This is a genomic window from Flavobacterium hydrophilum (assembly GCF_003202405.1).
GTDB lineage: Bacteria > Bacteroidota > Bacteroidia > Flavobacteriales > Flavobacteriaceae > Flavobacterium > Flavobacterium hydrophilum.
Genome location: NZ_QJHL01000001.1, coordinates 321700 through 335004, shown reverse-complemented (window position 1 = coordinate 335004; position 13305 = coordinate 321700). Strand labels below are relative to the sequence as shown.

General features: G+C 34.6%; 9 protein-coding genes and 2 tRNA genes. 2 read left to right on the top strand and 9 right to left on the bottom strand.

Going from position 1 to position 13305, the window contains the following annotated elements; all coding sequences use genetic code 11:
• Positions 1-28: 28 nt before the first annotated feature.
• Together DMB68_RS01540 and DMB68_RS01535 are read right to left on the bottom strand one after the other, a co-directional pair.
• Complete coding sequence (locus tag DMB68_RS01540) at positions 29-1072, bottom strand: tetratricopeptide repeat protein (RefSeq protein WP_110344920.1); 1044 nt, start codon at positions 1070-1072, stop codon at positions 29-31.
• Positions 1073-1142: 70 nt separating this feature from the next.
• Positions 1143-1847 (bottom strand): toxin-antitoxin system YwqK family antitoxin, encoded by a 705-nt coding sequence (locus tag DMB68_RS01535; protein ID WP_110346310.1) that lies wholly within the window; start codon positions 1845-1847, stop codon positions 1143-1145.
• A gap of 236 nt (positions 1848-2083) precedes the next feature.
• On the opposite strand from DMB68_RS01535, the gene DMB68_RS01530 reads away from it, so the two are divergent.
• Both DMB68_RS01530 and DMB68_RS01525 read left to right on the top strand, forming a co-directional pair.
• Complete coding sequence (locus DMB68_RS01530; protein ID WP_110344919.1) at positions 2084-2533, top strand: hypothetical protein; 450 nt, start codon at positions 2084-2086, stop codon at positions 2531-2533.
• A gap of 152 nt (positions 2534-2685) precedes the next feature.
• The gene (locus DMB68_RS01525; RefSeq protein ID WP_110344918.1) at positions 2686-4464 is read left to right on the top strand and encodes an AMP-dependent synthetase/ligase; all 1779 of its coding nucleotides are present in this window, start codon (positions 2686-2688) and stop codon (positions 4462-4464) included.
• 63 nt (positions 4465-4527) lie between these two features.
• Here the strand turns inward: DMB68_RS01525 and DMB68_RS01520 are convergent, their stop codons facing one another.
• The 7 genes from DMB68_RS01520 to DMB68_RS01495 form a co-directional block, all read right to left on the bottom strand.
• Complete coding sequence (locus tag DMB68_RS01520) at positions 4528-5073, bottom strand: 3'-5' exonuclease (protein WP_110344917.1); 546 nt, start codon at positions 5071-5073, stop codon at positions 4528-4530.
• Positions 5074-5094: 21 nt separating this feature from the next.
• A complete protein-coding gene (locus DMB68_RS01515) occupies positions 5095-5661 on the bottom strand; it encodes a metallophosphoesterase family protein (RefSeq protein ID WP_110344916.1) in 567 nt (188 codons plus the stop codon).
• 288 nt (positions 5662-5949) lie between these two features.
• On the bottom strand, positions 5950-6498 hold the full coding sequence (locus DMB68_RS01510) for a 3'-5' exonuclease (protein WP_110344915.1): 549 nt from the start codon (positions 6496-6498) through the stop codon (positions 5950-5952).
• Between the two features lie 137 nt (positions 6499-6635).
• Complete coding sequence (locus DMB68_RS01505; RefSeq protein WP_110344914.1) at positions 6636-7214, bottom strand: RNA ligase 1 family protein; 579 nt, start codon at positions 7212-7214, stop codon at positions 6636-6638.
• Between the two features lie 36 nt (positions 7215-7250).
• Positions 7251-7323 (bottom strand) — tRNA-Asp (locus tag DMB68_RS23260).
• 20 nt (positions 7324-7343) lie between these two features.
• A tRNA-Arg gene (locus DMB68_RS01500) sits at positions 7344-7417 on the bottom strand.
• Between the two features lie 820 nt (positions 7418-8237).
• Entirely contained in the window at positions 8238-13304 is a 5067-nt protein-coding gene (locus DMB68_RS01495; RefSeq protein WP_110344913.1) for a DUF4132 domain-containing protein, read from the bottom strand.
• Position 13305: the final 1 nt, after the last annotated feature.

The following is a 13305-nucleotide window of genomic DNA, read 5'->3' as shown; positions in this document are numbered from 1 at the left end:
GAATGATTATTCTGACGGAATATTTTAATTATTTTTTCCAATTATAATCCGTAGACCAAGTATAAAACTTCTCCAGTTCTTGCTGGTTTTTTTTAAGCCATTTCGAAACCTCTTCGTTTCCGGAATTTGCAAATGCGATGTAGGCGAAAGGTTCAAGTAATTTTTTCTTCTTCATTTCGATAAAATAAGGGGTTAAGTTTTCCCAATAAAAACCGGAATTCCCTTTTTTTGTTTCATCAAGTGAAGCACAGATTGTTTCAAATTTTCCTATAAATTTTTCAACATCAGTTTTGTTTACATTCTTTTCATCAAATTCCAAACCTGCAGCCATTGATAAAATCAAATCTGCCTGAGAAAAATCATTTTCTTTCTTTTTTCCTTTTGAATCGGCAATCACATCCGAATTAATATTTATAGTAATTCCTTCGCCCGACTTTTTCACTCCCTGCATCAGCAAATTTTGCAAGCTTTCCAGATTTTTTTTAGCCCTCGCTGTTTGTGGTTCCAGGATTAAAAATCTTGAAAAAGCTAAAATAGCAGGAATTCTGTTGCTGCCTGATTCCATAAATCCAATCGCATTTAATGAGCCCGGGTGGTTAGGATTCAGCAAAAGTGCTTTTTGGAAGTAAGCAATAGCTTCATTGGGCGTCGTGGAATTAGCATAACAAATACCCTTATTAAAGTATAATTGATAATAATCCGGAAATTTCTGAATTCCTTCATCATATATTTTTAGAGCCTCATCAAGTTTGTGAAGATGATCTAATGAGTTTGCATAACTAACATATAAAGTACTCAAATCTTCTTTAGGATGGGATGAGATAGCCTGTTTAGCAACTTTTATCGATTCATCATAATTACCGGATGTATTTAAAGACATGGCTTTTTCTATCAATGCCAGCAGGTTGTCTTTATCGATTTCTAAAGCTTTATTATAGTTATTGATTGCTCCGGCGTAATCACCTTTATCGTGCAAAACAACACCTTCGTCTACCAATTTATCTGCTTCGGTTTTGTTTTGAGCATAAGCAGCTGAGAAAAAGAAAAATAATAGTAAAGTTTTAACTCTCATAATTAAATATTTAGGTTATAAACTTACTATATTTAAGTTTAAAAAAATTAAAAAAAATTAAAGAAAAAACCTATTCCATTTTGGGTTTTGAATCGGCCTTATAATTACTTTTAGGATCACTCATATTGACTTCTTTAGTTAATTTTCCTCTCAGATAAAATTGCCACATTCCGACTTTTTTACCCTTTAGGAATTTTCCTTTGGAAGCCACTACTCCATCTAAATCATAAAAAACAGCATCTCCATTAAATTCATTATTGGAATATGTCGTTTGTTCTAAAATAATTCCGTTTTGTCCAAACTTTTTATAAACGCCTTCTTTAAGTCCGTTTTTATATGTCATTTCTTCAGCAACTTTTGCGTTTGGATAATAAACGGTTCTTTGTCCTTCCAGTTTTCCGTTTTTATAATTTTCAACTGTCATTAAAACTTTAGAAGCCTTATGGTAATATTTCCATTCTCCTTCATAATTTTTACCAACAACTTTTCCTTCACTTACTATATTTTTTTTCTGGTCATAAAAAATAGTATAGGCACTTCCGTCATTTGCGGTAAAATCACGGGTTGCTACAACATCTCCCTTTTTAGTATCGTCAAAAAACTTAAAAACTCCAGTTTCTTTTCCGTGGCTGAATGTACCTTCATAACGGGGTCTTTTAGAAACTTCATAAATTCCTTTCCATACACCGTCTTTTTTCCCGTTGGCATCTACTTTATTAAAATCCTGCGCAAAACAAGTAGCGCTTATTAAAAACAAAATCAAAAAATTTTTCATATTTCCTTTTTCTATACAACAACAAATATTGCTTTTTAGTATTGCAAATGTATAACCATTAAACAGAAACATATTTATTTTACCACTAAAAAAACAATAATAAGCGCAAAATAAAACACTTTTTTAAAATTCAATAAAATTTTAAAAAGCTTTATAATTTTATTGAATAACTTTTCCAATTTAAACTATATTCGCAGAAAATAATACCCAAAAAAAAATATTAAATCCCTACATCCATGAAAATATTAAAATTACTCATTATTACCCTTTTTATTGGTGCCACACAATTGCATGCACAAGCTAAAGTTACTTCTATCATCTACAAATTCCACGAACATTTTATGACTACAGACATTGGTCAGCCTGTAGCCGGTATTTATTTAATTGAAGGAACAAAAAAACCGATTATCCAGATTAATGCTGATGGAACGGGTATTTTTCAATTAGAGAATCTGTCTAAAAAAGAGATGGTCTGGGGAATCAAATGCAGTGATGAAGGTATACCTATCTATAAAGAAGGGTTCGACAGTTCTGCTTATACATTTTGGTACAAATTAAAAGGAACCGGTGAATGGCTTTATACACAATTTTTGATTCTTCCAAACAAGAAAAAAATGTACCTTATGGGAGATCGTGTAAAAGACTATGGAGACACTACCGAAGTGAAGAATCCTGAATCTAATTAAATATTGTTTTTTTTATATTTAGCCACAGCAAAATGAAAACGTTTTCGCTGGGTTTATAAACCTGCCTAAAAATTTCGGTTTTTTATTTCATAAAATTAAAATCATACCTTATTTTTATTTAATTTGCAGTAAACTTCAATATATCATATAAAATGGTTACAATCACACGCCTTTTTGATTTTCCTTATTATCAACAAGAAACTTACAACCTTCCGGTTGCATTGGCTACCAAAAAAAACGGGGTTTGGGAAAAAACATCCAGTAGTGACTATATTGCTAAAGCAAATGCTGTTTCAAGGGCATTATTGCGAATGGGCGTTCAAAAAGACGATAAAATTGCCTTAATAACTTCTAACAATCGTACGGAGTGGAATATCATGGATATTGGTATCCAGCAGACCGGTGCGCAAAATGTGCCGATTTACCCAACGATTTCTGAAGAAGATTATGAATATATTTTAAACCACAGCGGCAGTATATATTGTTTTGTTTCTGATGAAGAAGTACTTCAGAAAGTAAATGCCATAAAAGCAAATGTCCCGACATTAAAGGAAGTATATTCTTTTAACGAAATTGCAGGTTGTAAACACTGGTCGGATTTGCTACATCTTGGCGAAGACGAAAGTAATCAGGAAGAAGTTGAAGCCAGAAAAGACAGTATCAAAGAGGATGATCTGGCCACCATTATTTATACTTCCGGAACTACAGGAAGGCCAAAAGGTGTAATGCTTTCGCATAAAAATATTGTTTCAAACGTTTTGGACAGTGCGCCAAGAATTCCGTTTGATGCAGGAAAAAGTACAGCTCTGAGCTTTTTACCTATCTGCCATATTTTTGAGAGAATGATTTTATATATCTATCAATATTATGGTGTTTCGGTTTATTTTGGAGAATCCATTGAAAAAATCAGTGATAACTTAAAAGAAGTCCGCCCTACTGTAATTACAGCGGTACCAAGACTTTTAGAGAAAGTTTACGATAAAATTTACGCAAAAGGATCTGATTTGACCGGTATCAAGAAAAAACTGTTTTTCTGGGCGATTGATTTAGGCTTAAAATACGAGCCATACGGAGCTAATGGTTTCTGGTATGAGTTTCAGTTAAAAATTGCCCGAAAACTGATTTTCAGTAAATGGAAAGAAGGTTTAGGAGGAAATCTGGATTTGATGGTCTCCGGAAGTGCTGCCTTACAGCCACGTTTATCAAGAGTTTTTGCCGCTGCCGAAATTCCGGTTATGGAAGGTTACGGTTTATCTGAAACTTCTCCTGTAATTGCCGTAAATGACCAAAGAAATAAAGGTTTTAAGATTGGAACTGTTGGAAAACCAATTCGTAATATTGAAGTTAAAATTGCTGAAGACGGTGAAATTTTATGTAAAGGACCTAACGTCATGCTGGGCTATTACAAAGATGAAGAAAAAACAGCTGAAGCTTTAAAAGACGGTTATTTTCACACAGGAGATATTGGTGAAATCGACAGTGAAGGCTTCCTAAAAATTACCGACCGTAAAAAAGAAATGTTCAAAACCTCGGGCGGAAAATACATTGCACCTCAGCTTATTGAAAATGCTATGAAACAATCCCGTTTTGTAGAACAGATTATGGTAATTGGTGAAGGCGAAAAAATGCCTGCTGCTTTTATTCAGCCTAATTTTGAATTTGTAAAAGAATGGGCGAAAATTCACAAGATAACTCTGGGAGGCACGAATGCTGAAATTGCTACAAACCCTGATGTTATTAAACGCATTGATAGCGAAATTGAAGAAGTAAACAAGAAATTTGGGCATTGGGAGCAAATCAAACGTTTTGAATTAACCCCGGATGTCTGGTCGATTGATGGAGGACAACTGACTCCTACCCTAAAGCTAAAACGTAAAATCATAAAAGAAATTTACAAAGATCTTTACACAAAAATCTACGGAAACCAATAATTAATCAAAATATAATAACCGAAAACGGCTGTCCTAATAAGACAGCCGTTTTAATTTAACAAATTAATTACGCAGACACCAGTGCATAATTTTTGCAATGTTTTTGGCATCATCAATTCCGCGGTGATGTGTTCCTTCCAACGGAATATTTAACAGATGCAAAGCCCCATTCATACCGGTTGGCTTTTTTAAACCAAACTTTTCCGCAAACCAGGTTTTGACATTAATATGCTCCTCGGCCATTGGATAAGGAATTCCAAACAATCTACATTGTTTCTGCAGCATGTTCAGATCGTACTGACCGTAACTTGCCCAAGTGTATAAATCGGGTTGGTATTCATCTGTCAGTTGATTAATCGCTTCTTCAAAACTCACTCCGTTTTTGTCCAGTAAATCCTGAGTAATCGTCGTGAGCTCCGTACAAAACGGACTCACCGTTGAACGCTGCGGTTTTATTAAAATACCTTTGTTTTGGGTAATTTCTCCGGTTTGCGAATCTAAGACTGCTAAACCAATCTCAATAATTTCATTTTGCTGCCCTTTCGGGACTTCGCCCTGCCAGCATGTGGCTTCTAAATCGATAATAATAATTTTATCTGTAGTTTTCATTTTTCTAATTTTTAAAAAATTTTACAATTCTCTGTCTCCAAAAGGAGCTTTCCAGTCTTTCTGTAAAATGCGGGCTTTAACCTCATCATACGAAAGCGGTTCATAATTATGGCAGTCTACACCTACGTCAAAAGAGCGTGAAGTCTCGTCATCAAACAGATGACCGTGAGAGTGACCGTATAAGTGCCAGGTTCCTCTAAAAAAACTTCTCCATACTTTCATGGCATAGTGAAAAAGAATAATCTTCTGCCTTCCATTTGGCGCTTCTTCATCAGGAACACTTAATTCATAGTAATCTTTGATCCATTCAAATCGTTTCGCATAACTCAGTGCCGATTTATCGTGATTGCCTTTTACCAGAAATATAGAACCGTTTAACTGGTCCAAAATTTCTTTTGTTCGTTCCGGTCTTGCCAGCGAAATATCACCTAAGTGATAGACAGTATCCCGCGGACTTACCTTTTCATTCCATTGTTTAATGAGCTCTGCATCCATCTCTTCGACCGAAGCAAACGGACGCTCACTAAACTTAATAATATTCGTATGACCAAAGTGATGATCAGACGTAAAAAATATTTTTTGATTCATTTTAATTTTAATTTTTAAATTCTAAAACCACCAGCCATAAACTGGCGGTTTTCCTCATTTAACGAAAATCTCTTTTAGCTGACTGATAATGTGTTGCTCTTAATCATGATTCCCAAAATCAGTGATTTGCAAAACTCCATTTTCCAATTTGTAAAATAATTTCGTTTTCCTTCTTCAATTATTCAATAACTTCTTTATTGAAGTTTATTCTTTTTTTATTTCCTGAACAAAGATTTAAAACAACTGCGCGGTTATTTTGCGCAGTTTTCATTTTTATTTTTTTAATTGTTATCTCTGTAAAACTTTATACAGCAATTTGGCTGCATTGTAAGCGTCATCGGCTCCATTATGATTCTTTCCTTCAAAAGATTCTCCTATTAGCTCTAGCTCTTTCAATAATCCCTGAGGTTTCTCCTGAAGGTAAACTAAATTAAAAAGTGTCTTTATATTCAAATAGTCATTTCTAAATGGGTTTTCAATTGCTTTTGCTTTACATTCTTGTTCTAATATTTCTTGATCAAAATCGCCATAACCTGCAAATGTTCTATACTTTGCCGAATACCTGGAATTAATTTTCTTTAATGCTTTCTCAAGAGAAGTCCCCTCTATCTGTAGTTTTTCATTTGTAATTCCAGTTAATTGGCTACAAAAAGAAGAAACCTGAGAAATTTCCGGTTTGATATAAAAACTTTGTTTATTTTCTATTTTTCCCGACGATAAGATTAACTTACATACTCCTATTTCGATAATTTCTCTCTGATTTAAGAGTGTTTCCTCCTTAGTTTCCCAACAAGTTGCTTCAATATCAATCACTATAATTTTATCATATAACACCATGATTTCTAAATTCTTAATTATTTTTAAATAAATACACAAGGTTCCCCGATACTTTCTTTTTTTAAAATTGCTGTTCGCATCTCATAAAAATACCCGAACTCACGGACTGCTAATTCTCTAATAACTCTTTACTATTACTATTCATTAAGCACCATTTCCAATCGCTTAACACCAAAATCAGACTTTCTTAACTTACACATTCTACCATCTGATTTATGATGGAAAACAATACCTTCCATATCCGTTTCATCATTCATTAAGAAGATTTTTAAATCTTCAAAGGCAACATTTTCTAAATCGATTATTTCAGAACCATGTTTTACCAAAGTATGTTTCTCAAACTTTTCAGGGTTTCCCTGTACTTTAGGCCCACACAATTCGTAGGTTGCATCGGCTTTGTTTTCTAAACGGTCGAAAGCTTCAAAGAAATGTTTGTCTTCAGATTTGGACCGGTCACATTTTAGCCAGTGCGGGTGATGTCCTGAAATTGGATCTGCTTCCTGGCACGGAATTGCTCCATCTGGAATTTGCCTTCCCTTTTTGGCATCGAATCTTTTAAAGATTTCTCCGCCAATAATGGCAGCAGATGTACCGTCAAATTTTCTCGTGGCAATGGCATCTCCATCAAAAACCCAATTGCTTTCTATATTGATTTTATTAATTACCCTTCCTAAATCAGTAGGGTTTTTAGCAAATAATGTACTTATCTTTTTCATTGTTTATTTTTTTAATTAAACTTTTCTTTTTTACAGCGGCTCATACGGGAGTCGAACCCGTTTCTCCCGAGAGACAGTCGGGAAGGTTAGCCAGTAACCCCAATGAGCCAGTTCCTTCTAGAGAACGAGTGATTTTGGAAGGGTTCGAACCTTCGACCATCTGCTTAGAAGGCAGACGCTCTATCCAGCTGAGCTACAAAATCATTTCTTTTTGGGCATAAAAAAAAGCACCCGGTTAAAGGTGCTTCATAAGATTTAATAAGATATAATTATCCTACCGCCTATAGCTATGCACCTGTACTATCAAACATCCAAGATCCAGTCTCGGGTTTGCCAGTTGTTTGTTATATATGTTATGTTCTAAATTCATTTTATATGTTGTATTATTTAAAATCATTTTTAAAAGTCAGCAATTTTTATTGCGATTTTTCTTCGGCAAAGATAAAGTCGAAAAAATCAATTATCCAAATTATTTTTTTAAATTATTTCATTGATTATCAATGACTTATATTTTAAATTTTAAAAATAAAAATCCTGTCCGCATACTGGTGCAGATCCCTTTTTGTATCAAATGACTGTCTCTCATTAGATTACTTTTCAAGATTATATTTCAATATTTAGGTTATGCATTAAACATTTGGTCTTTTATTTTTTAGTTTATTTTTAGTTAAGCGTTATTTTTAATCATTTTTGTATCATACTAAGCAAAATCTAAATGCTTTTTGATTCTATATATCGAAATCTAAATGTCGAAAAACAAAAAAAGCGCCCTGCTTTGTGGACGCTTTTTATATTTTATGTTGAGTTTTAACTCTAAAATTTACATTTCAATTTCATAAAAATACATATTACATCCTGATTCTCCAGCCGGAAGATATCCTGCTAAATGGTCAAAATTTTGTGCTACTGAAAGTTTCATATGTATTTCTTTTGTTTTATTTAAGCGCAAAAGTAGGTCTTTCTTTCTTAATTTAACAAAATTTGATAAAAATTTTAAAATTCAATTTCAAAAATGAACTGCTACTAAGCATAGGTTTTATCAATCTGACGTAAAATAGTTGGGTCCTGAATTTCATTATCTTTCGCAAATAATAAAACTTTTGACATTACTTCAGCCGATTTCGGATCATCATCTGCAAATGGAAGGAATAAACGCCCTCTGTGCTGCGAATGAATTGGCAGGATCGATAAATATTTACCTGGAAGCTGATGCACCACCGCACTGCCTAAATGTACACTGTAATCCGCCATTTTTCCTTTTATGATAGCGTGGTTTTCTTTGACTTCAACATTTTTCACTTTAAACAGTCGAAGTGTTTCTCTCAATAAAACACCTCTCATTTCGATAGAAGAATGACTTGCTTCAGGATCAACTCCTCCAACATGAGCGACACTTACAACCAAATCGATATCTCGCATTACTTCTGAAAAAATCCTCGAATTGATATCTTCAAAAGCAATGTTTTTATAATCTTTTAAAGAATGAAATTCGATTGTTTCTAAAGTTGGACTCTCAACATCTGCTGGCGAAAACCAATCTGCCATGGCATACATTTTTACCTGATAACCTTCTTTATGGAAAACTTTCTGCAAGCCTTCTTCGTAATCTACTTTCCAGCCTCTTGTTTTCAACAAAGCTAAAGTTTGATTCGGCTGAACCTGATGTCCTGCGTAACGTCTTGAAATTGATTTCTCTTTCAATTCGTCTGGAGTTGGAACATACAATTCCCTGAAAACCTGCTTAAATGGCTGTTGTAATTTAGTATCAAAACAATATTTCTGATAATCTGTCCAAACGTTATTTTTATGCAAATCAAAACAGTGTGCAATTCTAAAAGTCTGCTTTTCATTTAATGAAATCATTTCTCCTAAACCAGTTACCAAACTTCCATCAACATAAAAACCAATTTGATCATCGTTTGAAATAAAAACTAATTTTTCTAAATGTTTCGAAATAATTGGATGTTCAAAAAGATTCTGCATTTCTGCGAATAAAAACTCGTCACCACGAATCATACTTTCTTCCAAACCTTTTCTGGAACGTGTCCATTGCTCGCGCATGGTTTTTCTATAATTCGTTAATTCCAGAATGTCTTTGTCTTTTTTATATTTCGGCGGAATTGATTTTAATTCTTTCCCACCTTTATACGTAACCAAATCAGCTTTTCCTTCTTTGTTAATGACCAAACTAATTGTGACATCATCTAAAACCACTTCAGTTTCTTTTGATAAGATATTCTGAACTTGCTTCGTTTCCATTGCCCAGGTCAGACGAACCGGATCCGGGTAACCGGCATTTCTCGCTAAATTTTCTAAAGCTACACGAATGGCCAAAGCTTCACTCGCCTGCTTCATCGAACCAAATTCTTTGCTTTCTTTTTTAAACTGCTGTAAATATTCGTAACGCGCCAAAATATCTTTTTCCGGACTTGCCTTACTCAAAGGAACTAATCCGTAAACTCTTAAATAATCCTGATCGCGTTTGTCTTTTACTTTGGCCGTCACTTCCCTGATTTTCAAATCTCCCGTAATCGTATCAGCATACAATCTCGCACGTCTGTGACCATTTCCGTCTGTTACGTATTTGGCAGATTCGTATAAAAGTTCCCATTTTGCTCTTCCTAATTTTTTGTAAGCCGATGTAAACCAGTCTTTATCTACAGCACCATCTTTAAAATCCTGTAAATCTAAAGTCGAAAATCTTGCTGCTTCACTTTCCAGTTCTGAATTAGTAGCACTGTAAGACGCTGTTTTGGTGTGCGCATGAAACCACCAGATTCCTTCATCCAGACCCTTCCAGTCTAAATAACTGCTGATAAACTTTTGCCATTGTGGCGCGTAAATCGCAGTCTGAATGAGTCTTTCTTCAGAGATTTTGGCTTTTTTAATTAAAGCGTTAAAACTTTCCTGCGTATCGGTCTCCAACGGATAACATCTTTTCAATAAGAAACTGAATAATTTCTGTTTCGTTAAATCGGTATAACCCCACGAATAGATATAACCTTTGTACAAACTTGCTTTTCCGAGTGCTGTAATTAGTTCGACCAAACGGTTGGCGCCAAAAATCTTCTGGAAACTCTGCACCAAATGTGTTACCGAAGTATTAGAATCGCCTCTTTTTACCTCAACATCCAAAAATGTTTCCCTGATTTTATTGATCATCGGAACCAAAAATGGAAATCTCTTCGCTAAATCTTCACTTCCAAAATGTCTGTAATGTTTGCCTTCGCCTGTTAAAACAGAAATTCTTTCGCTTTCTAAAATTCCTTCGTACAATTCTCCTTCGGTAATTAATTTTTGCTCAAATGCAACACAATACAAATGAATTGGTGGTTTGGCAAAAGGCCTGTTTTTTTCTAAACCGTTTAATTGTCTCCACCTGTGCAGATTCCACACTTTAGTATTTTGTTCTTCTGTTAAATCAAGTAAATCGATTTTGTTCAGGTAGATATCAAAAAAGCCCTGACTCTGCCAGCCGTTCCCGTTGTTATTATTGTAGTAATATTCGTCTTTAGCAGGTTTGTACTCAAACTCGATTACCGATTTCGGAAGATCAGCATACAAAGTACTGCAGGCGTCGATTAGGAAATCGGCTTTTTCTTCAAAGGAATATTTTAATTGTAAAGCATTTAAAATCTGCAAAATAGCATTGTCCCAATCGTAACCTCTTTTGTTTTGGTGCGGCAATAATTCTTTATAATAAAAAACATGTTTTTCCAGAAAATCCCTCCAGATTTTTCGATCACAATTGCTTACCAGCGTCATTAAAAACAAATCTCTTTCGGCTAAACCTGAATTTTCAAACCAGTCCGCCCAAACCTCATACAACGGATAATTGGTTGCAGCTACTTCCTGGTCTTTTTCGTCTTTCAGATATTTTATTTCTCTAAAGGTATTACCTAGTAAAACCGTAGTTTTGCTGTTATCGTAGTTCTCAATTTCATATTCGTAGTTTCTGTTCGCTTCATACAATTTATAAAGCTTCGCAATCTCAGTTTTAATATGCGACATCGATTTGGAGAAACCGTATTGTTCTGCTTTTACTGATTTAGCATACAAAGAATCTGTTTTTGGTTTTGGCAGTTCGTAGGGAGAAAATTCATTTGGCGTAAAAAACCCATAACCATTTTCTGCACTTAAAAGATCTTTCTTTTTAGAAGGTTCTAATTGCTCGATAAATTTGGTTTCTTTCTCGGTAATTTTCGGTCTTTGCTGATATTCTTTTACCCAGTCGTTTACTTTGTCTGTCAGTTTGTTATTTTTCTGAAGCTGGAGCATCAAATCCAAAACCGACATACGCTGTTCTAAATCGCCTTTTTCTAAAGTCTGATGAACAAAATTGATCACTTTTTGATCTTCCTGCTTTATCAGAATTGCCGTTAAATTCTTCTTTAAATTCGAATTTTTACGTTTAAACAATTCCTGAAAACCGGCTAATTCCTCTTCCGTTAAACTCAGATTATTCAAAACATTAACCGCCGAAGCCACAAGAGATTCCCCTCTGTCCTTTAGAATTCGCAGCGCAAAACTCCTCTGAAAATCGGTTGGTTCTTTTTTATCTCTATTGTTTTGATGGCTGTTGAAAGAATAACTGTAAAAACTGCCTAATAAATTTCTGGTCAGGTTTTCTCTTAAGTGGATTGAAAAGCCTTCAAAATGATTTAAAACCGTTTCTAATCTTTCGTTGTTATCGCCCACCAAATTAATAGCTGAGGAGAAAAGCGTATCTCTTTCGAACTTGATATTCAGCCACGAAAAAACTTTCCCTTCAAACGTTTTTTCTTTTTCGGTAATAGTTTGCGCAAGATGATACACTTTATCGAAGAAATTCGGATAATCTGTATTTTCGATATAAAACTTCGATTTTGTGTTCGCTTCCAGCAAAGCATTCATTCTTGGAACTGCAAATGCCAAAACCTGTAGGTTATCATCTTCTAATGCTTTAAAATACAGCGGCATTTCGATATACGGATCATTAGTTTCTCCGGCAAATTTCAGTGCCAGCGATTTCTTTTCAACCGTACCGTTTTGTAGTAATTCATTCAGATACGGAACTGTTTTCTCTACATCAAAAACGCCCTGAACCCAAAGTGCCATATACACTTCGTTATTATTTTTGCTTTTTACACCATTCGGAATCGTTTCCGGATTGGTAAAATATCCATGAGCCAATTCGATAATGTTTCGAACCGTAGTTTCTTTTTCAGATTCCCAGCCTAAACCTGTCCACGTATCAATTGCTCTCACAACCGATGAAAAACGGGTCAGCTTATTATCTATCAGCACTTTAATCATGTATTTCAAAGCTCCGATACTCGTTTCGTCTAAGGCTTCTAAAACCGTCTGACGCAAGCCTTCCTGACGCTGTGCAGCAAGCAATAATTTTTCTACCAATTCCCAGTTTTCCTGCTTTTCGCTGTTTAAAAGGGCTTTGATGATATTTCTGGACACTTTTCCGTGTGGCTCTTTATTGAAGATTATGTCTTCGAATAATTGAAAAAGACCTTCTTTACCAGCATCCAGCGCTGCCGACCAAACCATGAACTTATTAACCGAATTTGAAATCTCCGTATCATAACGAATTTCATCTTCGATACTCAAATCATAATAAAAAGTAGTGCTGTCCTGATAATTGTATTTACTCGGTCCGTTTAATAAAGAGCGTAGAAAATTGACCTGATTAACCAACAAATAATTTTTATGGTTAGGCGCTCTAAAAGAACGTCTTGTATACCCATCCTGATACATTTTTTGCGGCAATCTGTTCCAGGCTTCTTTTACATAAGCAGCGTTTTCTTCACCAAAAAAATAAAGCAGTAAATCGTAGTATTTTTTGTCTTCCCACAAATTCTCTTGTATCAAAGCAGCAAACTTTTCGGCTTCTTTTGATCCTAAAGAAATATAATTACTGTAATAATTGTCCTTAAGTTTCAGCAGTTCGAGACCGAACTCCGCCACTTCTTTTTTCAGTTTTGTTTTTGAAAGCAACTTCGAAAGCAGACTGCTGTTTACGATTTCTTCCAGTTCTTTTTTAAATCTCTTAATTGGATTTTCAATTACTTTACTTTTTAAAAGATCTTCTATTGTCATA

Excerpts from the sequence above, each read along its gene's own strand:
- DMB68_RS01540 (WP_110344920.1), bottom strand. The coding sequence starts at position 1,072 with ATGAGAGTTAAAACTTTACTATTATTTTTCTTTTTCTCAGCTGCTTAT.
- DMB68_RS01535 (WP_110346310.1), bottom strand. The coding sequence starts at position 1,847 with ATGAAAAATTTTTTGATTTTGTTTTTAATAAGCGCTACTTGTTTTGCG.
- DMB68_RS01530 (WP_110344919.1), top strand. The coding sequence starts at position 2,084 with ATGAAAATATTAAAATTACTCATTATTACCCTTTTTATTGGTGCCACA.
- DMB68_RS01525 (WP_110344918.1), top strand. The coding sequence starts at position 2,686 with ATGGTTACAATCACACGCCTTTTTGATTTTCCTTATTATCAACAAGAA.
- DMB68_RS01520 (WP_110344917.1), bottom strand. The coding sequence starts at position 5,073 with ATGAAAACTACAGATAAAATTATTATTATCGATTTAGAAGCCACATGC.
- DMB68_RS01515 (WP_110344916.1), bottom strand. The coding sequence starts at position 5,661 with ATGAATCAAAAAATATTTTTTACGTCTGATCATCACTTTGGTCATACG.
- DMB68_RS01510 (WP_110344915.1), bottom strand. The coding sequence starts at position 6,498 with ATGGTGTTATATGATAAAATTATAGTGATTGATATTGAAGCAACTTGT.
- DMB68_RS01505 (WP_110344914.1), bottom strand. The coding sequence starts at position 7,214 with ATGAAAAAGATAAGTACATTATTTGCTAAAAACCCTACTGATTTAGGA.
- DMB68_RS01495 (WP_110344913.1), bottom strand. The coding sequence starts at position 13,304 with ATGACAATAGAAGATCTTTTAAAAAGTAAAGTAATTGAAAATCCAATT.